At 63.5% G+C, this 21,134-nt stretch carries 7 protein-coding genes; 3 read left to right on the plus strand and 4 right to left on the minus strand.

All coding sequences use genetic code 11. The annotated features are described in order from the left end of the window. Positions 1 to 9: 9 nt before the first annotated feature. The 3 genes from BMZ57_RS15570 to BMZ57_RS15580 all read right to left on the minus strand — a co-directional run bounded on the left by BMZ57_RS15570 (position 10) and on the right by BMZ57_RS15580 (position 3,136). The gene (locus tag BMZ57_RS15570) at positions 10 to 1,593 is read right to left on the minus strand and encodes a ShlB/FhaC/HecB family hemolysin secretion/activation protein (protein ID WP_044288116.1); all 1,584 of its coding nucleotides are present in this window, start codon (positions 1,591 to 1,593) and stop codon (positions 10 to 12) included. Between the two features lie 59 nt (positions 1,594 to 1,652). Next, positions 1,653 to 2,246 (minus strand): transposase, encoded by a 594-nt coding sequence (locus tag BMZ57_RS15575; protein WP_021493306.1) that lies wholly within the window; start codon positions 2,244 to 2,246, stop codon positions 1,653 to 1,655. A 413-nt stretch (positions 2,247 to 2,659) separates the two neighbouring features. After that, positions 2,660 to 3,136 (minus strand): Lrp/AsnC family transcriptional regulator, encoded by a 477-nt coding sequence (locus BMZ57_RS15580; RefSeq protein WP_029529171.1) that lies wholly within the window; start codon positions 3,134 to 3,136, stop codon positions 2,660 to 2,662. 158 nt (positions 3,137 to 3,294) lie between these two features. Between BMZ57_RS15580 and BMZ57_RS15585 the strand changes: the two genes are divergently transcribed. From BMZ57_RS15585 to BMZ57_RS15595, 3 genes are all read left to right on the plus strand, one after another. Continuing rightward, on the plus strand, positions 3,295 to 5,082 hold the full coding sequence (locus BMZ57_RS15585; protein ID WP_080923194.1) for a tyrosinase family protein: 1,788 nt from the start codon (positions 3,295 to 3,297) through the stop codon (positions 5,080 to 5,082). Further along, complete coding sequence (locus tag BMZ57_RS15590; RefSeq protein WP_010211143.1) at positions 5,079 to 6,812, plus strand: DUF8225 domain-containing protein; 1,734 nt, start codon at positions 5,079 to 5,081, stop codon at positions 6,810 to 6,812. The genes BMZ57_RS15585 and BMZ57_RS15590 overlap by 4 nt, the downstream gene beginning before the upstream one ends. A 67-nt stretch (positions 6,813 to 6,879) precedes the next feature. After that, positions 6,880 to 8,466, plus strand: a complete 1,587-nt coding sequence (locus BMZ57_RS15595) for a hypothetical protein (RefSeq protein WP_044286997.1) — start codon at positions 6,880 to 6,882, stop codon at positions 8,464 to 8,466. Between the two features lie 75 nt (positions 8,467 to 8,541). On the opposite strand, the gene BMZ57_RS15600 is transcribed toward BMZ57_RS15595, so the two are convergent. After that, positions 8,542 to 21,114: a filamentous hemagglutinin family protein gene (locus tag BMZ57_RS15600; protein WP_069672679.1), complete on the minus strand. Its 12,573-nt coding sequence runs from the start codon at positions 21,112 to 21,114 to the stop codon at positions 8,542 to 8,544. Positions 21,115 to 21,134: the final 20 nt, after the last annotated feature.

Consider the following 21,134-nt stretch of genomic DNA (forward strand, 5'->3'; position numbering starts at 1 on the left):
AAGAAAAAGTCAGAAAGTCGCCTGCACACTGAAGTGCAGTCGCGAGTCCTGTTTCTGGGTGTTCGGTCCATCGAGCAGCGGGTAGCCCCAATCCAGGCTGCCGGACAACCATTTGCTCAAACTGGCGCGGGTGCCCAGGCCGACACTGGCCAGGCTGTATTCGTCTTCTTGCTCGGGCAGCGGGTCGTGCAGGCGCATGCGCGCACCTTCAGCGAACGCGTAGAAGCGCCACTCCTGCACATAGCTGCCGAGGAACTTGGCCAGGGACGGCGTGCGTAACTCCTGGGAGAGCAAATACCCTTCGTCCCCGGTGCGTTCGGCCGCCAGGTAACCGCGCACCGAGGTGGCGCCACCGGCGGAGTACTGCTCGTTGGAGACCAGCGGGCCGGAGGCGAGTTGGAAGCCGCCCTTGGTCGCCGACTGCCAATCGTTGGCGAAGGTGTAGGTGTAATTCAGGTCACCTTTGAGCACGGCAAAACTGGCACTGGCCTTGTAGCGCTTGTACTCGAACGCTTCGGCATCGCTGCCATAGCCAAAGAACGCGCGGGTGCCCACCACCAGGTTCAGGCCCAAGCCCAATTGCGATTGCTCGGTGTAGCGAAAGCCGTTGTAGCCCAAGGTGAACGGCGCGTATTTGAGCGGCACCTGGTCGCTGCTGGCGCCGAATTTCATCTGTTCGTCGAAGTCTTTGAAGTCCACGCCTAACGAGAATGAGTTGGCCCAGTTACCCGCCGCAGGCAGGTTGTAGATGGCTGACACACCGTATGAATGCCCTTTGCCCAGCACGTTGCTGCCACCGATGGTGGCAATGTTGCTATCGGACTGGTAACCGGAGAACTGCAAGGTCCAGCGCTCGTTGAGCGGTGCGCTGTAGGAGCCCGACCACACCTTGGCATTTTCGGTGTCCTGGGGCGCGGTGAAGTAGGTCAAGGCAATGCTGTGGCCCAATTGCCAGAGGTTGTCATACCCAAGGGTCGCTACCGAGCGCAGCTTCTCGGTGTCGGCGCTGTAGTCGTTGTTGAGGCCGAGGCTGGCGTGCCAGGGGTTCTGGTCTTCCACCTGCAAATCCACGTCCATGGTGCCGGGGCGTTGCCCCTCGCGTACCAGCGGCGTGACCTGGCGCCCAGCGCCACGATTGAGGCCCGCCAACTGTGTCTGTACCGTGGCGAAGTCCGGCACCGCGCCCTCCTCCAGAGCCGGCACTTGCTCGCGGATTTCCACCGGCGAATAATGCTTGGCACCCACCACGCGCACCCGGCCGACTTTAGTCTCGCTCACCTGCAGGTAGACAATACCGTCATCGACCTTCTGCTCCGGCAACTCGACAAACACCGACTGGTAGCCACGCGACTGGTAGATCTTCTGCAACGCATCGCGGGCGCCTTCGATATCGCCCAAGGTCTTCTGCGGCCCCAGGAACGGATACACCGCTTCCTCGATCGTCGCCGCATCCAGGACCGTATTGCCACGCACGAAGTACTCGTTGACGTCGACCTTGCGCACGCCCTCGTCTTCCTCGGCCGACACCGGTTGCGCCAGGCTCCCCAGCGTCACGCAACACAGCGCCAACGTTAATTTGAACAGATGCTCCACACCGCCCCCTGACTGTCTGATTTTTTGCGCCATCGCCGGATGTCCGGCGTGCGGCCTGCTCAATTGCTGGTGATCGAGGTGCTGCCGTGGCGTGCCAGCCAGGTGTGCAGCAGGGCGAAGTTCAACGAGAACTCCGGCATGTGCAGCAAGGCGCCACAAAACACGTCACCGATGATTTTCTGGATAAGTTGCACCGCACGCGGGTTGTTCAGCAGCGTGGCGATGTCGCGGGTCAGGGCATGAATGCTCCAGACCTTCTGGTTGAGGTCCAGGCCGACGAACCAGCGGAACAGCAGGTTGTAGTTCAGCTGTTCATGCAATTGCTGCTCGCTGGGCACCGAGTACAACAGTTGCAGCAGGAGGATCTGCAGGATGGTCTGTGGGGCGATCGACATCGCGGGTTCGGCGTTGAGCCAGTCACGGTGCTGGTCGAGCACTTCATCGATCTGTGGGCGCAGCAACACCAGGGAATGGCTGGCCGGGATGTAGCTGGAGACTTCCTTGCGGGTGCCCTGCCAATCGTCCTGGGAGACGATCCAGACCCAGGGGGCGCCATAGCGATAGACCGACACCGGCTTCTTGCGCGCGGCTTCGACGATCTTTGACAGGCGCTGATCGAGCTCCTGCATGCCGACTTTCGAGTAACGTTCCATAGTTCCCATTGCCCCACTCCTGGCATCCTGCTTGCGGCTGAAAAGCCCACCTTTCTGGTGGGCTCAAGCGCGTTACACAGAGGAGACGGGAGTGGCCATGGGCTACCGAACTTTTGTCATGAAAGCTTCATTTTGGATTGGGTGGGGGGCAATTCTTGGTGGTTGGATCAAAGGCAGTTACGTGTAGGCGCTGGCTTGCCGACGATGCAGGCGAATCGGTACATCGGGCACACCCAGGTGATGCCATCGCAGGCAAGCCAGCGCCCACATTTTTACGAGTACGCCAGACCTGAACCGAGGCACTAAAGCCGCCGGGCTTTTGCTTTTGATCTGGGGCGCCCCGGCAGGACGCCGGGTGAGCCGCCGTAAGGGCGGACCCCATACCCGCCGTTACCTAAACAACGGATATGTACTCACCCCCCAGAACAAAACCCAACCCCCTGCAACGGCAGTTCATAAGACTTCTTAACCGTCCGCACCACCAACGTCGAGGAATAAGTCCGAATCGGAATATCCCGATAAGTCTCCAAAAACCGATAGATATACTCGGTGTACTCCGCAGCATCCCGAAACTTCGCCACCATCACAAAATCAAACTCCCCGGTCATCAAATAACAATCCTGAATCTCCGGATGACTCAAGAGTATGTGCTGCATCCTGCGATCAATATCATTGCTGTCCCGATCCAGCTTGATCAGAAAAAAAGCGGTCACCTGGATCCCCAGCTTGCGCTCATCCAGTACCGCCACTTTCGCCTTGATAATCCCCACGCTTTCCATGCGGCGGATCCGCCGGTAACAACTGGTGGATGACAGCCCCACACTGTCGCTCAACAATTCCAGGCTCTGGTCGCAATCCTTTTGCAACTTGCCCAGAATCTTCAAATCCATGGCGTCTGTCATCGGTTCCAAATCGTCCTTGAAAATTGCAATGAATCCGTCGCAATGACGGGCCAATTTGCACAAATCCTGCGCAGTGGCTAGTTAACATCGATTCAGCTTAGCAGCCCGGCCAACACCTGGCCTCATGGCGGCATGAGAGGGATCTTATGATAGTCGCGAAACCGACATGGACCGCTGATATCCAAGGACTTTTCAGCGCGCCCTACTGGATACCCGCCAGCCAGCGCGCCGCCGTCGCGGCCACTTGGATAGGCTGCATGAATGCCTACGATGTGTTCCTGGAAGACCCGGCGTCGGTCAAGACCTGGTCGGAAACCATCTACCAGCACCTCGCTTCGCGCAATATGCCGCTGACCACCGACCCGCAACAATTCTGGCCGATCGACGCGCTGGAAACCTTCCGCCTGTGGGTCAACCAGGGTTGGCGGCTGGACAGCATCTCGCCATTCGACCTGGCCGAGCGCATCCCGCCACCGGCGCTGCCGTACCCGGTCAAACGCGTGCGCCAGGACATCCGTTCGCTGAGCGCCGAGGCGCTGAACCTTTACCGTGCCAAACTGGATGACGTGATGCACATCGGCGACCCTGACAGCGGCTCGCCCTGGCAGCGTTACGCCTATATCCATACCAACTGGTGCCTGCATTACCAGGAAGCCTTCGCCCTGTGGCATCGCGCCTATCTGCTGTACCTGGAAGCGTTGATCGACTGCGCGATTCCTTACTGGGACTGGATGGCCGTAGATGCCAGCGTTGACGGCAGCCCTCAGGCCGGCCTGCCCCAAGCGTTTCTCGATGAAACCTATGTGCACCCGCAGACCGGCGAAGTACGACGCAACCCGTTGCGTTATGCGGCGGCCAAGGACGGCTGCTCCAAGGTCTGCGCCAGCACGCCGGTCGAAGGCGTCGACTGCCGGTATGTGCAGCGCAACCCGCTGTTCTATACCCAAGGCGAGGCCTTTCGTTTCGAGCGGACCCAGTTGTATGGCATGAGCCGGATCTTCCAGCAGCAGGTGGTCGATGCGCTCGCGTTCACCACGTTCAGCCAGCCCCAGGGAGTACCGGGTTATCCCTGGGCCAACATCACCTTTTTCGACCCGCCGCAACCGAACAACCTGTACCCCAACCGCACACTGAATTTCGACGGGCTCTACGAGCAGCCCCACGACAACTATCACGGCTGGATCGGCGGTGACATGGCCGACAACGCCTACACCGCGTTCGACCCGGTGTTCTGCTCCTATCACGCCAATATCGACCGCATGTTGGAAGTCTGGATCCGCGCCAATCCGGCGGCGCAGTACACCACCCAATGCCTGCTGCAACCCTTCGCCGGGCACCAGGCCGATGAGGTGACCTTCACCAGCGCCGATGCCTGGCGCTACACCAGCCTCGGCGACATGGCCCAGGACAGCCGGCACATCGGCTACGACTACGGCACCCCAGTGGCTCCACAGTTCGGCGCGGCCAAGGCTGCGTGCTGCCATCAGAAACAGTCCGTAGCCACCGGCCCCTGGGTGGTGTTCGACCACGTGCGCTGCACCCACGACACCTATCTGATCGACGTCTTCCTCAATCAGCCCGGTGCCACGGCGCAACACGCGAATGCCAACAACCCGCATTACGTCGGACGCTTCAGCCGCATCGGCATGGGCCTGGTGGATGACAAGGGCCGCTGCATCACCCAAGGCGTCTCCCGCGCACTGAATGCCGCGCGCAACGCCCAGGCGCTGAACCTCAAACCGACCGATGCGGCGCAGTTATCGCTGATCGTGACCCATCCCGATACTGGCCAGGTGTTGACGCCCGATGCATACGCGCCCCTGCCTGGCTTTATCGCCCAACTGGTGTGGGACAACCCACGCCAAACCTCCGCCGGCCCCGCTCCGGACGCCGGTTGCTGCTCCACCAACACCAATGCTGGAGAACCAACATGAGCACGCCCTTCACCCAATTCACCTCGCCTGCCGAGCAAGCCCCCAAGGACTACAACAAGCTGGGCCTGGAAAACCAGCTGCCGACCTTCGAAACCGACTGGAACAACAACGTCACCGGCTGGACCCAGATGTCGGTGATCGGCAACCCCTGGTCCAACCTCAATGACGCACCGCGTTCGGGCTATTACAACCCGCTGGACAGCGGCTACGGCACGCAGACGCCAGTGACCATCACCTGGCAGCCCTTCCCCAACCGGCTGTGGACGTTTTTCTACAACGACGGCGCCGCCGTGGTCCCACAATTGGGCGGCAAGGCCATGACCCTTGACCAGGTGATGCAGCTGACCGACCACGGTCAGATCACGCTCAACAACACCCTGTATTCGCTGTACCCGGACCCGAAAGCGACCCAGCTGCAGATCCCCAGCGTGCTGTGCAAGTCCATCAACTGGAACGGCCCCTACGCTGACTTTTCACCCTCGGGCCCACGGGGCTGGCTGGATGAATATTGCGAGTGGTCGATCACCCGCGACCCCGACGGCAACATGCGCAGCATCATGTTCACCAGCGAGAACCCGGCCTATTTCCTGACCATGTGGAACATCGACCCGCAGGCCGTGCTCGGGCTGTACAAAGCGTACGTCGACCCGCAAGTGAAGATCGAAGACCTGTACCTGCGCTACACCGCCAACGGCCCGACCGGCAAGGCCGGCGAGCCGGTGCTTGACCCGACCACCGGCCAGCCCGCCTACGACACCGTGAACAAATGGAACAGCGGCACTGTGCGTATACCGGGCGTGTCGGGCGGCGCGATGCACCTGACCTCCGGCCCCAATACCTTGAGTGCCGAGATCTACCTCGCGGCCGCGGCCACCATCCTGCGGCCGATCAAGAGCAGCGCCAACCAACAGAGCCTGATCTGCTGCGCCCAATACGGGCAGAACTACCGCAACTCCGATCCGCATATCGGTTTCTCCGCTAACCAGGAAGCCGTCAAAGCCCTGATTTCACTGACCAACCCCATCGGCCTGTACCTGCAACAACCGAAATCCTTCAGCACCTGGAAAGGCCCTCAAGGCCAGGATGTCAGCAGCTACTGGCATGTCACCCGAGGCACTGCCGGCACCGGGCCGAACAAGTCCGACCAGATCCTGCAAGCCGTCTTCGAGGTGCCCCAAAGCGCGGGGTTCTCGATCAACGAAATCACCATCAACGGCACGCCGATTGATTACGTGTGGGTGATCGCCAACGAGCTGAGTGTGGCCCTCAGCGTCACCCCGGCACCGCTCACCGCCACGCCCGAGGAATGCGATTGCGTAGCGGCGAACACCACCGATGCGCAACCCTGGCCGGTGCAGTTGCTGCCGATTGACCTGTTCTACGGACAGTCCCCCAGCGACTTGCCGGCCAGCTTTGCCCCCGGCAGCTCAGGCCAGTTCGTGCTGGTGGTGCAAGGGGCCGATCCGAATACCACTGCGGCGGATGCGCGGGTGCAGTTTTCCAATCCAGGGATCACTGCCCAGGTCACGGAATTCCTGCCGGATGCCTCGGCGATTCCAGGGCAGACCGACAGCGGCGGCACCCAGGGCTACATCATGACCGTCACCGTCAGCAGCAACGCGGTGCCGGGGCTGGTCAGCGTGCGCGCGCTTAACCCCAGCGAAGCCGCCAACCCCAGCGCCACCCAGCACCCGTGGGAAAGCGGCCTGGCGCTGGTGCCTGGCGTCTGAGTGCCTGCCGGCCGCCCCTGCCTGGCGTGGGCGGCCGCTTCTTGAGTCTTGAGCAAGGAATGCGACCATGAACAGATGGCTTCGCCCGCTGCGTCGGGCACGCTTGAGTGTGTTGTGCTGGATACCCTGCGCCCTTCTCCCCCTCGCCCCCGCACCGGCCATTGCAGCCTCGGACACCCAGAGCTGCGTCAGTCAACTGGTGTTCGATCCCACCAGCGGCGGCTTCCTGCCGGTGAACAACTTTGGCACCGAGCAGGACTTTCTCAATTGTTTCGGCTGGCAGTTGTTCATCGCCATGAACTGGCCGGTCAATCCCGGCTGGCCAGCCGACCCGAGCCTGGCCGGTGAGCCGGACACGCAAAGCACCGCGGCCCAGTTCGGCGTACCGCCAACGTCCGGCCAGCCGATGGGCAATGCCCCGGTGTGGGCCAGCTATAAGGATGCCAGCGAGATCTTCCTGCCCGGCGCCCCCAAACCCTCGGGTTGGGGCGTGGAAACCCTGGTGCCGTCCAATTGCACCGCCACCGGCAACCTCAAGGCGTTTGCCACGGGCGCGCGTAAATTCATGGCGGCCACGTCTGAAAGCGCGATCAACCGCAAGCACCGTTTCCATTTGTCCAGCGGCACCCAGGTGACCTTGCCGGACTCAATCATGGAGGCTTCCGGTGGCTGGCTTACGGACCAGTCGGGCAACCTGGTGTTTTTCGAGCGCAAGGTCGGCAAGGCCGAGTTCGATTACATCGTCGATAACGGGCTGTACGACGCCGCCAACCAACTGATCGTGGCGCAGAACAGCGACAACCGGCACCCCGCCGGCCTGTCATTGCCCGCCGGCAAACTGGTGCGCGAGCTGCCGGCCAAAGCACTGCCCCAGGAAGAACTCGGCGCCCTGGAACTCAAGGCAGCCTGGCGCGTACTCACCAACAAACCCCAGCTGTATGGGCGTTACCTGACCACCGTCGCCTGGCTGCAGCGCCCCGACACGCTGCAGTGCACCCAGGAAGTGGTGGGGCTGGTGGGCTTGCACATCATCAACAAGACCCAGACTCAGCCGAACTTCATCTGGACCACCTTCGAGCAGGTCGACAACGTGCCGGACAACGGCACGGCTGCGCCCGAGGGCTACAGTTTCAACAACCCGACCTGCACCGGTGATGCCTGCACGCCCAACGTCGCACGGGTGCAATGCGATGCCACCCACACGCCGCCCGACTGCACGCCCCTTGATCAGCCGGTGCAGGCCACGCGGGTCAATGCCACGCCCCAGGACCTGCAGATGCTGAACACCGCTGTGCAGCAGACCTTCGCCCAGAAGACCCAGGGCCAATCGGTGTTCCAGTACTACAAACTGGTGAATGTGCTGTGGTCCAAAACGCCTAACGCGCCCAACGATCCGGGCCCTGGGCCCAACGTGAAGGTGCCGCTGTCCTATGGACCGTTTGTCAGCGACCAGAGTGTCGTCGTCGCCAACACCACCCTCGAAACCTACGTGCAAAACAAGAACTGCAACGACTGCCACCAGTACGCGGCGATTGCCGGCGCCTCCCAACTGACGTCGGACTTCTCCTTCCTGTTTGGTAATGCCGATTCGGCGAAGAACGCGCGCCTGATCAAACGCATCGAGGCGTTCAAGACCCTCAAGGACAGCCCGTAATCGCAAGCCCAACACAGGGCGAAAATGTGGGAGCGGCGGCGCGACTGGCTCGCTCCCACACGGCCTTCAAACGCCTTACAAACTGATCTGCTTGCGCTCCTCCTCCGTCAGCCGTGCCCGCGCTTGTTCACTCAGCGGCCCCGCGCCCAGTACCTGCACCGGGCTGTCAGGGTTGTAGCCGGAGGTTTTCTGCGCCGGTGCAGGCTCCTGCGGCAATGGTTCGTTGCCCAGGCTCAACACCTCAACCGTCATGATCGACGGCCGGCCCTGCTTGGCCGCCGCCTGCTGGCTGCGCGCCGCGTCTTCCGCCGCCTGGGACGCCGCCGCCCCCGCCGCGCTGGCCGACGTCATGGCGTTGGTGTTGACCGCAGCAGACACCGGCACCCCGGACGACTTGCCCTGGCTCTGGATATTCGCCGCGTTCACGACACGCAAGGCGGCGATGTTGACGTTACCCGACACACGAATGCCCGCTTCGCCCGCGTCGATGGTGCCCAACGGCGCGATCAGGTCGATGTCCCCCGCCGGCACTTCCGGAATCGGGTTGAGCGTGGCGATCCCCGCACCGGTGCTCGGCACGGACGGCGACAGGGCCACATTGCCCCAGTTGTCATAGACACGCTTGGGCGGTGTGTACACCACGGTGGTCTTGGAGCCTCGACCGGCGTTGATGTCGCCCTCGCTGGTCCAACCCATGATCGAACCCCCGAAGGTGGTCATGATGCGGCTCTGGCCGAGCAGGATGCTCCCCATGGAATAGAGCTGGATATCGCCGGCGCCTTGGGTAATCACCCCCGCCGTCGACGGCGGCGCTTCGCCCTCGATGCCGAAGGTCTGGCTGCCGCCTGGGGTGAACATCTGGATCGAACCCCCGAAGTTGGTGTGCACACCCGAGCCGCCGAACAGTGTGATGTCGCCTGTGTAGGCAATCGGGTTGCCGGCCACGTCCTTGTCCGGGAACAGCGCGGCAATGGCGGCACGACCACGCAGGTAACTGCCCTGGCGCACGCTGCCGTCAGTGTTGTACTCACGCCCCGCGGCCTTGAGTTCGGCGAAGTACAGGTCGCGGGCGAACACCCGTTGCTGCTCGGCGGGCAGTGCCGCGTAGTAGGCGCGTGCCTGTGCGGTATCGCCGACAAAACCGAAGCGCTCGGCGAGCCAGGTGACCAGTTCGTTTTCGTACGTCTTGGCGACCTTATTGCCTTGAATCGACTCGCCAGGTTGCGCCAGGTTGACGGGGTTCAGGTACGCCTCGACGAAGCGCAGGTAATCCGGTCCATGGGGGCCGACACCTGCTTGCATGACGATACTCGCCCCAGGACGGTTGTCCCCGGCCAATAGGGGCCCAAGGCTGGTCACGCTGGACTCACCCAACGCCCCGGAACCGCTCAGGAGGATATTGCGTCCCGCCGACAGCTCCAGCAGGCCGGGGCCAGCGACCTGGAAGTTGCTGTAGAGAATGTCGCGTCCGGCGGACACCACGGAGATGTCGTTAGGGTTGTCGTGAATGATCAGGTTATCCTGGGTGCGCATGCCTGCAACAGCAAGCGAGTCCTGACCGAAGCGCCGACCGCTGCTGACAATATCCCGTCCAGCCATCATCCATACCGATCCATTGCCCTCATACCAGGTCTGGCCTTCGTGCAAGCTGCCCACCGTTGTACCGAACGCAATCACTCGGCCACTGCTGACCCCAACCAGATCGCCGTCAATCGCGTAGAAACGCGCAGGTTCAGCACTGCCACCGGGTGACAGCGCAGCCGTACCCGGCCCGAACACAAATAACGGCTGGCTACCCGAGTTGCCGTTGACCGACAGGTTGCTGGCCTTCACCGCGTTACCGATGCGGCCCTGATACGCCGGATGCCAAGGGGTCGCCGTGGTGCTCTGCGCCGTCCCGGATTGGCTGACGGTCATGCCGCCGGCGTAGATCGAGTCCTGGGCCATGAACTGCAGCTGGCCGTTCTCGCCGGGCGCCAATAGCAGTGGGTAGGTGTAGTTGTTGTCGCCGTTGGCCTGCGCCTGGGCCGCTTTACCGTAATACAGACTGCCGCTGGCGGCCGTAGCCCTGACGATCGACGGATAGACCACCGCCAAGTCGGCCGTCGCGTCGGATCGGCTGAAGGGCGTCAGGTTGCCGCCCAAGGAAAACAGGTCGATCGACGTGCCCTTGGTCCACAGTGTGAACCAACTGGTACCGGTGCCCTGTTCAGCCCCTTGAGCGAAGGGGGACAGATGGGAAAGCACGACTCGCCCCGGGTCTTCGACGTTCTGCACCACCAGGTCACCCAGGGTCTGCAGGTTGAATGTGGCGTCACCTGGCACCAGGGTCATCCCGCCGCGAGCCACCCCACGGGTCGCGACCAGTGGATCGTATGCACGGGTTTCGCCGGGGCTCTGGACGCCGGCGACACTGCCATACATCACGTCGACGCTGCCCACGGTGGCACTGCGCAACTGCACGTCACCCCGCAGGTTGACCAGTACACCATCGCGATGGTCACCGCTATCGGCGACGCTGGCCGGGTTCAGTGCCCCACCGATGCGCACACGCAGATCGCCGCCACCGGTCAACTGCAGGCTGCCATCGCTGGCGACACGGCCCGTACTGCCCACGGCCAGCACCAGGCCCTGGCTATGCGGGTTCGCCTCGACATGTTGGGTGCTGTAGCCCAGCGTGTTCAATACGCCGGCGTTGCCGCTGACATCGACATCCACGTTCCCGCCGCCGAGGGCACCGAAGCCGGTAAAGCCGAGCAGTTTGTCCGCCGCCGTCGTCGCGGTGTAACTGCCGAAATTGATCCACCACGCCGTCGGCTGGGCTTGCCCGCCTGTCGCCACGTCGCTGCTGCCCTGGCGCCACAACCAGTTGCCGACGGCCGCCGAGTCCACGCCGGCATCCCGTGGGTTGGGTCGCGCAGGGTTCAAACCGGTGACGCTGGTGATGTTGCCGGTCAGGTCGCCGCCGACAGTCAGCGTCAGGTTGCCCCCGGCCTCCGGGTACCAGGCACGGTAGATGCTGGTGGGCGAACCATTGACGAACTTTTCAAAGAAACTGCCGGTGTCATTCAGCACGGTTTTGGCCGCAGGGTCAGCGCCTGCCGGCTTCGCCTTGGGCAGGTTGTAAGGGTCGCCGGCAAAGGTGCCGGTCGACGAGGTGCCGGCCGTGTAGACGCCGTACAACGAATCCATGCTCAGGCTGCCCGCACTCAACAGCTCAAGGTCACCTGTGCCGGTGCGGATGACGCTAAATCGCGTGCTTGAGGGTACGGCGGCGTATTCCTTGTCTGCCTTCAGCAGGCAATAGTCCGGAGCAGTGGCACACACCTCCTCAACCGAGGGGTAACCGATACTCTGGAAAAAAGCATCGGTCATTTCGGTGCCGACGACGACGTTGATCCCATTATTGGCCAAATCATCCGCGGCATATTGAGTAAACACATACGTCACCTTGGGCTTGCAGTACTCCGGCGTTGCGGCACAGAAGTCCTCGATTGAACCCAACCCGAAGCCGTCGAGTACCGCCTGGTCAATCGGGTCGCCCTCCTTAACGACCACCCCGGCAAATCCCATATCAATCACTGCCTGGGCGGTCCAGGTCTGCACACCTTTGGCCGGCATTTCCTTGGCGAACATGCCGTAGTGGTTATCCGCCAAGTGGATCTCACCACTGCGCGGATGGGCTTGCAGGATACGGCTGTCAGCCGCCTCGGTGTCGGCGCCTGCCACCAGACGCAACGACCACGATTGAGTACCTTCAGCCAGCATCGGCGAGATCGCCCATACCTGGCCGGCGGCGCCGGAAACGCCGACGCGCAATTGCACCGACGTCGCCCCGTTGGGCAACTTCACATCGGTGCCGGCGGGGATCAACCCGCCTTTTGGCAAGGCCTTGTTGCCGCTGAGCAATACGCTGTTATTGGCCAGCGTTGCACCGTGCACGGTGGGCAACGGCACCCCTTTAGGCCAGGTCATGGCTTGCAGGCGGGTGCCCTCGGTCAACAGCATGCCGGCGCCCAGTTGTGTGCCCGCCACCAGGGTTTGCGCCTGGCTGAGCAAGGTGCCGGCGGCGAACAGCAGGTTACCGCTGCCATCGCGCACATCGGCCGACAACACGCTGCCAGCGGGCAGCACCAGGTCCTGGGCCAATGTCGCGACGACCGGCAAGCGCGTGCCGGCAGCCACCGTCAAGCCTTTGATCGGCAAGTCGTAGTTAAGCGTGGCTCCGGCCGGGAAGGCGGTGCCGTCCGCCAGGGTCACACCGTTGCCCGGCACCACGATATTCCCACCACTGAAATCGACACCCGGCAACAGCACCCAGCCTTTGTCATCCTCGGACACCGGCGGCTTGGCGAAGCCGTCGTTGATGCTGCCGTAGATATTCAGGTCGCCGCCGGCGCGCAGGGTCAGGCTGCCGGACTCGCCGGAACCATAAATAGAGTTGTCCTTCTGACTATTGGGGTTGAGGCTGGCATAGCGGTAGCCGGACAGGTCCAGATCACCCTGCACCACCAAATCGCCGTCCGGGGTCTTGCTGACGATTTCCACGCCAGGACGCAGATGGAAGGCATCGGCATAAGTGGCGTTGTTCAACCCGGCGAGCTTGTTGTTCAGCAAGTTCAGGTTGCTCTTCGCCGCATTGATAAACGCCTCGCTCAAGGCGTGCTTGCCATCCAGGTAACCCTGGGTGATCTCCTGATACGGTCTGCCGCTGGCGGTCGGGTCGGTTTTTTCCGGCGCATCGTCGTAGGTGGCCATGCCGTTGAGGGTTATCGAGCGTGCGCCCTGGACAATCAGGCGCCCGCTGGCATCGATATTGATGTCATTGCTGCTGCCGTCCGGGTTGAACAACCGAGGCGCGTTCAGCGCCAGGGTGCCGCGATTGCGCCCATCGTTGCCCGCCGCGCCGTCGGTGCCATGGCGCAGGTCGATGCGCACGCCATCGGCCAGGGTCAGTTGGCCGGTGCCCGACCCCAATACCACACTGGCGCGGTTCGGCGCGTCGATGATCTTGCCGTAGCTGTCCACCCGCAGCTTGCTGCCATGGGCGTCGAGTACCGCCGTGCTGTCCAGGGTCAGGCCATTTTTGCCCGCCAGGTTGATGCTGCCGACCCGCTCGCCGCTGGCGTCCACCAGACCGTTGACGCGCAGGCTGCCATTGTCCACCGACACACTGATGGTGCCGGCCTTGAGCCCGTTGCCGATGGTCAGGTCACCCTGCTTGAGCTGGAAACTGCGCGCACCGAAGACTTCGCCGTTGTTGAGGCGCTGGTTGAGGTCGGCGAACTGTTGGTCGAGGGCGCCGCTGCTGCCCAGGCGTTGCGCCTGGATTTCCACGGTGCCGGCCAGGTACGGTATTGAGGTGCCGCCGGCCAGGTAGTGGCCGCTGCTGCTGCCGAGGATCTTGCCTTGCAGGTCGACGATGCCCCCGGCCGCGTCCGTTGCCACAGCGCGCAGCTTACCGGCCTGGTTGTGCTTGGCGGACAGGTCGATGGTCGACCCCGCCGCCTGCAGGATATTGCCGCTGCGGCTGTCCAGCAGCACATCGCCGCCCCAGCCGTATTGGGTCACGTCGTTGAAGGGGATGGCGCGACCGGCCACGTCGATCAAGGCGTCGTCGGTCAACATCACATCGCCACGGGCGCTGAGGCTGACTTTGCCGCTGGGCAGCACCACCGCACTGGCCACCCGAATGCTCTCGCCTTGCAGCGACAGCTCGGCACCCTGGCCGCTGGCCGTGCCACGCGGGCCGGCGGAGGCGCCGATATCAATCGCACCGCCCGCCTTGATCACGTTCACCGAGCCGGCTTCACCGGTCATCAACGGCGTACGAATGGTCAGGTTGCCGCCGCTGTACTGAAAGCCGCTGACCGGGTCATACGCGCCCTGGCGCTGATACACCGACAGGCTGCCCTTATGGTTGGCCGTGATGCGCTCGCTGGCGTTGAGAGTGACATTGGCAAAGCCCAGGGCCAGACGGTCGAAGCTTTTCACGTTGCTCGGCTGGCCAAAGGCGCCATAACCGAACTCGATCCGTTCGGCGTTGACGTCCAGGCGCCCGCTGCCGGTGCCCGCGCCACCCGCTACCACCGCGCCCGGCGCCGTGATCGCGCCCAGCCAGATCAGGTTGGCGGTGTGGATCGACGCCACGTCGTTGGCACCCCCGGCGCCGTACAGGGCCGGGGTGGATAGCATCAGGTTGCTCAGCAGCGATTTGCCGGTGAGCGGGTCATAGGTGTCGAGTACCGCATTACCGTAGAAGTTGAATCCGTCGCGGGCCGAGAGCTGCAGGGTTTCCAGCGCCGGGGCGCCGAACTGCGTATCGCCGCGCAGCAATCGATCCAGCAGTGCCTGGCTGAGCGTCAGCCCGGTCGGCAAGCGATTCGCCGCCGCCGCTGCGGCCAGGGCTTCGGCGCTGCCCAGATTGAGGGTGCTCACGCCCAGGTTCAGGTGACGGGTGCCGTAACGCACCTGTTCGCCGAGCTGGAAGGTGCTGTCGGTCAGGGCCACGATGCTGCCGTTGGAGTACAGCCCGGTCTGGCCACCGCACACCCCACTGCTGCAGGCACCGATATTGATCCCCTGGCTGATCACACTGCCCACCTTGGGCGCACTGATCACGTTGAGCAGGCCATTGGACACCGCCAGCGTGTTGGCCACCTGGTAGATATAGCCGTCACGGGCATCGTAGCTGGCATTACCGCGCCCCAGGGTGTTGATCGAGGCCCCCTGCTCCACGATGATCGAGCCGGTGTTACTCACCAGGAACACTTCCGGCGCCGCAAGGGTTGCGCCATTTCGCAAGATCACGTTGCTATCGGCGCGATTGACCCCGTTCGCCAGGTAAATGAAGTTCCCGGACTGGCCGTACTCCACAACCGTCATCCCCCCCACCACCAACCGCGAAGCCCCCAGTGCATTCAGGCTGTCGGCGTTGAAGGTGATGCCGGCGAACCCGGCTGTCGCCGACTGCCCCGCGCCGACCACTTCGATTCCTTGGGTACTGCGGTCGATCACTGCCACCGTGCCGCCATACCCTCCCGATGCGGCCCCGAAGCGCCCGATGCCCTGGAACGAGAAGGCCTCGGCGCCGTCTCCCGGACGCAGGGCCAGTTTCAAGGTCTTCGCATCGGCCTCCAGCATCGGCCGTGGCACACCCAACCTGGCCGCATCGGCCCTGGCGAACTGGGCGTAACGGGTTTCGTTGTAGTCGGAATAGCGGCGCAGGGTGTCGGCCGAGGTCAGGGTCAATTGGCTGGCCACGCTGTTGCTGATCCCGGTATGGGCGATCGACAGGTGCCCGGAAGTGGCCCACGAACCGTTGCGCATCAAGGTGGTCGCGGTCCCGCTGCCCTGCCCGGCCAGGCCATTGATCTCGACGCGGAAGGCACCTGGCATCAACGCGTAGGTCGACGGCATCAGCGTGTAAGTGCCCGCCGGTAAACCGGGCACACCGGCGCCGATGGTGATCTGCTGGCCGACCAACGGCGTCACGGCCCCGCCCTCCGCCGCGACCGGCGCGGCGCCTGGCTGGATCCCCGGCACAATCGCATAGATCGGGTTGGTGGACAGCCCCGGCAGCACGAACCCGCCATTGGCACCAAACTGCACCAACGGGTTGTAGCGCGCATCCGTGGAACCACCGCACCCTGAAACAAAGCCGGCACCCAGCAAATCGCCTCCGCCGGACAAGTCTAACGTGGCGTCAGGCAACACACTGATCGTCTTGCCACCGAGGATGACCCCGACATTCAGGTCACCTTCGCGAGTGACCACGCCCCCCTGACCGATAAATTTCACCGTCTTGCCGTTGTATTTGTAGACCTGGCCGTCCAGCGTTCCGCCATAGGGCAGCACCAGGCCTTTGCCACTCACCGACGTCAGGCTGCCTGGCAACAGTTGCACAACGCTGCTGCCCATGCTGCCGATATCGATCAACCCCAGGGGCGCGCGCACCACGCCACCTTGGCGCACCGTGGCCGCGCCCAGTTGCAGGCGGCCGAACGCCGAATAAGGGATAGGCGCGTCGGCACTGCCCACGCGACCGATGGTCAGCGTACGCAAGGGATCAAAATCCAGGTCAAGGGAGGTGGTGGTCGACTGCCCCCGGTAGCCGGCGATGACGCGGGCACTGACTTCAGTGGCCGGGTACAGTTGCGCGGCGCGCAAGGTCATATCGCCCTGGGTCAGCAACTGCGTGCTGACACCGGTAATGATGTCATTCTCGGCCGCACCGGCGAGAAAGCGCAGGTCGCCCTGGCTGGTCAGGTTGACCTGGTCGAAGCCCCGACGCTCAAGGCTGGCCTGGCTGTTGTCCGCCCGAAACACGTGGCTGCGGTTACCGAAGATGACATTGCCGCGCACGTCGATCAGGCTGCCGGTGGCCGTCAATTGCGCCTCGGTTGCCTGCTGGGACGGGGCCGGCAGCACCGGCACCGGTCGCACATAGAGGTCTTTGCCCGTCTCTTCAGGTGCGAGGAAACCCGCCAACAGCAGGTGCGGCGCGGACAGGTTGATGCGCGAGTTGCCTGCTGCATTGTCGCTGAGGCCGTATCCACGGCTGTACAGGCGCAGGCTCTGGCCCATGTTCAAGGTAACGTCACCGTCAAAGCTCAACAGGCCGTTGCTCAACAGCGCCAGGTTATCGAAACCACCCGCGCTGACTTGATCCACACCCAACCGCCCCTGCCCATACGCCAGGCTCGCGGCAGCGTCTTCAGCAGTGCCAGCCAGCGCCGTCGGTTGATGCGCCTGACCCAACACCAGTTCACGCACCTTGAGGACGCGATCGGTGACAGATGCCTTCTGGTAATACGGGGTGTCCAACGCCACGTTGAGACTACCGCCCGCCGCACCGGCGCCCCCGGCCCTGGCGACAAAACTGCCCTCTAGGTACAAGCCGTTATTGGACGCCAGCGTGATGCTGCCGCCATTGCTGGCCGCTTGCACAGCGCCTTGCCCCGGCACGTTTATCAGGGCTTGGGTGCCGGAGGCCTCCAGGCGCGCGCCGTTACGCACCACCACGAACAAATCACTGGCCTTGGCCAGGCCGGTGTTCAGGTCGAACGTGCCGCCAATGTTGAGGCTGCCGCCGTCGCGCACCAGGCCATAAGTGCGCCCACGGTTGTCCACCGCCGTCGCAGCCCGTGCCGAGACGTCGATCACCGCCTGCTCGCCGACCCAGATCGAGCGGCCATGGCCGATGGCATTCACCGCTTCAGAGGCGCCCGTCGTCAAGCCGCCCAGGCTCACGTTGCCGCCCCAGGCATTGAGCGTGCCGTCCATCGTCAATTGGCCGACGCTGCGCAGGTTGATCGCCTGGCCGGGGTCCACATGGATCACCGCGCCCTGGCCGACGGTGAGCGCCGTGGTCGCCAATTGCGCGGCGGTGGAATTGACATGGCCGGCGGTGAGGCTCACACCGGCGCCCCGGCGTTGGGTCAGCACGCCTTTGGCAGCGTCTTCCTGATACAGCGGCGGCGTCCAGCGTTCCAGTGCGGTGGCAGGATCGCTACCGGTTGGCATACCCGAGGCCTGTGCGCCTAATCGAAAGACCGGCAGGCTGACGTCGACCTGAGTACCGTCGGTGACGATCAGCCCTTCATTGCCGGTAATGTCGTAGGCCGAGAAGCCCTTGTTGAAGAAATCACCGGCCAGTTTCAGGGTGTCGCTGCCCACCGCATTGGTGCTTTCGCCGATCTGTACTTTATGCGCCTGCAACGCCAGGGTGCCGCCGCCGTTGACGCCATAGCCGCGCACGTCACCCTCCAAGGCCAGGGCACCCAGGGCGCCTAGGGTCACATTGCCGCCCTTGCCGCCCGTGAGTTTGCCATCCACGCCGAGGGTGCCCCCGGAAGACGCATCCACGACACTGCCGGCGGCCAGGTTCACATTGCTGGCACTGCGCAGGGATACCTTGCCGCCGTTCACATAGGCCACACCTGCGCTGGCGGCCGGGTCCAGGGCCAGGTTATTCCAGCGACCGCTGGTGTCCAGTTTGACGCCGGCGGCGACGTTCACATTCGAACCACCGGCCAGGATCGTGTCCGTCACCTCGCCGGCCTTGAGCGGGTCGACCTGGCTGAGGATGTTGCCGGCGTTGACACTGCCGCCGTGGGCGGTGAGGTTGGCATTGATCTGCACACCCGGCCCGAACAAGGTGATATCGCCACCGTCCGCCACGCTGAGCGCCCCATTGACGTTCACCTGTTGCTTGGCAGCGACTTTGACCGCGCCCAACCGGGCGCCATTGAGCTGATCGCTGTCGAGCAGGATCTTGCCCTGGCGATCGGACGGCAGCACAGTGCCCAGGTCCAGGCCGTCGGCGATTTTCTGCGTGTTGCTGTCGATCAGCACCTGGTCGGACGTACCGCTCAGGGCATAGCGCAGCGTGCCGGTGGTTTTGTTGTAGACCGGAATGTATTGGCCAATGATCAGTTGCGCACGCTGGGCCCTGGCTTTCTGGGATTGCTGGTAGCCGTCGAGGTTGATCGTCGGTGCCTGGGTCTGGCGATCACCCTGGAACACATCACTGATCACCTGGCCTTCCAGTACTGCGCTGGAGGTACCGATGACCAGCTTGCCGGCATCGCGGCCCACGGTGTAACCGGCTTCATAGCGGCGTTGGGGAGCGATCAGCGGGTTGTAGTAAGACTCGGTCTGGCCCCAGCGGACGCTGGTGTCTTCATAGCCCTTGTAGAAACCGGAGTAGAGAATGTCGCCCGGCGCTTTCGACACCTCATACAAGCGGCCATCCGGGCCCTTGAGCCAGGTCTGCTGAATGTAACCAGCCTGCACATCCACGGTGCCGCCCGACAGGTTGATCTGCGCGCCCTTTTGGGTCACCGCCTCCTTGCCGGTAAAGGTCACGGTGCCGCCCTGGGCCATCCATTCGCCCACCGAGTGGCCCTGGGTGCCGAGGTAGCCGCCCACTTCCAGCAAGCCGCCGGCCGTGTACCAACGGTCGGTGGCGTAGCCGTTGGTGCCGGCCGGCACGAACACCAGCTCGCGCAGATCGACCCACACATCATTGTTGATCAGTTGCCCACCGTCGCGGTTGACCGGCGCATCGCGCTGCTCATTGCCCTGCACGTTGATCTTGATGGCGTTGGACTCCATCGCCACCTTGACGCCGATGGCACCCGACACGTCGATCATCGCGCCATCGCGCACCAGGCTGCGCTGGCCGGCGCTGACCGCTACCTGGCCGCCGGTGGCCAACGTGATCGAGCCCTTTTGGAAGTCCACGGTGCCGCCGCTGACAATCTCGATGCGCGACTGATCGGTACGGTCAACCACAGCACTGAGGTTATTGAACTGCCCGGTGATCAGGTTGGCGGGCGTGCCGTCGAGCTTGATCAGACCGTTGTCTTTCTGGCTGTTGAGGGCCGTGCTGCCGCTGGCGTCGAGCAGGACCGCGGTGGTGCTGCCTTCGCCCAGGGTCACGCTGCCGCGGGTGTCGCTGGCGGCGTTGAGCAAGTGAATCGTGCCGCGTGTATCCACCGAGGTGCTGGCCAGGGCCACGCCGTTTTGTTGCACCTGGTGGCCGGTCAGGGTGATGTCGCCGGTGGAGGCCATGATCAGGCCGCTGTTGGTGACGTTCCCCGCGGTGCTGCCGGCCTTGAGGCTGGTCGCCACTTCGTTGCCACGGGTGGTGGAGCGGTCGTTGCCCGCCGTACCGACGCCCTTGCGAATGTAAAAGCTGTCGCCGGCCGCCAGGGTGGCCTGGCCCTTGGCAGTGATGATAGTCCCGGCGTTTTCCACTTCGCTGCCCAGCAACAAGGCATAGCCGCCTGAGTCCGTGGAGGTAGCGGCAGTGTGCGTCTGGATCAGCGCGCCGCGCTGTACTTCAACCTTGCCCGCCGCGTCGGTGAACGTGGGCTGAGTACCATTGGTGTCGACGTACAGCCCGCGCTGGGTGAACTGGTCGTCAGTCATGGTCGCGGCCGCCGCCACCAGGTTACGCACGTTGACCTGGCTGGTGCCGCTGAAGACCACACCGTTACGGTTCATGATCATCACCGTGCCGGCGCCGTTGATCTGGCCTTGAATTTCGCTGGGCCGCGCATTCGGGTCATTGACGCGGTTGAGCACTGCCCAAGTGGACTGCTGCTGGAAATCGACGGTGGTATTGCGCCCGACGTTGAAGGTTTCCCAGTTGAGGATCGCCTTGTCGGCCGTCTGCTCGATGGTCACCGTGGTCTTGCCGCCGGATTGGCTCTGGATCGGGCCCTTGGCGTTGGTCCAGCCCTGGGTCAGGCTGTTATCGACCTGCAGGCCGCCCTTGCCCAAACCGTCTGGGATGTTCGAGACCTGACCGAACGCTGCCTGACGCCCCGCCGCTTGCGCCGCCTGCTGAGCCGCAATCGCCGCGACGCTGGTGTTCAACGTGCTGATGGAACGCGCCAACTGCTGCTTGGCCTGTGCCTGCTGGTTCAGCGAAGGAATTCCGGGCACCTGGCCGGCACCGGTCCGCGCGGCCGTGCTCGCCTGGGAAGCGCCCTTGTCGGCAAACCAGCCGGAACTGAACGCCGTAGCCGCCTGGGCATTACCGGCCACCATCAACAAGGCGATGGCCTGCGCCAAAGGCTTGAGGCGCAGGACGGTCACTGGGGCTTTGAGGTTAACCGGTGTTTTGCAGCGGACCATCGGGACTCTTCCTTCTTTGT

Origin of the sequence: Pseudomonas simiae (assembly GCF_900111895.1) — a bacterium.
Lineage (GTDB): Bacteria > Pseudomonadota > Gammaproteobacteria > Pseudomonadales > Pseudomonadaceae > Aquipseudomonas > Aquipseudomonas simiae.

Bases quoted from the DNA above. Each gene is read 5' to 3' on its own strand.
- BMZ57_RS15575 (WP_021493306.1), bottom strand. From the start codon at position 2,246: ATGGAACGTTACTCGAAAGTCGGCATGCAGGAGCTCGATCAGCGCCTG.
- BMZ57_RS15595 (WP_044286997.1), top strand. From the start codon at position 6,880: ATGAACAGATGGCTTCGCCCGCTGCGTCGGGCACGCTTGAGTGTGTTG.
- BMZ57_RS15580 (WP_029529171.1), bottom strand. From the start codon at position 3,136: ATGGATTTGAAGATTCTGGGCAAGTTGCAAAAGGATTGCGACCAGAGC.
- BMZ57_RS15600 (WP_069672679.1), bottom strand. From the start codon at position 21,114: ATGGTCCGCTGCAAAACACCGGTTAACCTCAAAGCCCCAGTGACCGTC.
- BMZ57_RS15590 (WP_010211143.1), top strand. From the start codon at position 5,079: ATGAGCACGCCCTTCACCCAATTCACCTCGCCTGCCGAGCAAGCCCCC.
- BMZ57_RS15585 (WP_080923194.1), top strand. From the start codon at position 3,295: ATGATAGTCGCGAAACCGACATGGACCGCTGATATCCAAGGACTTTTC.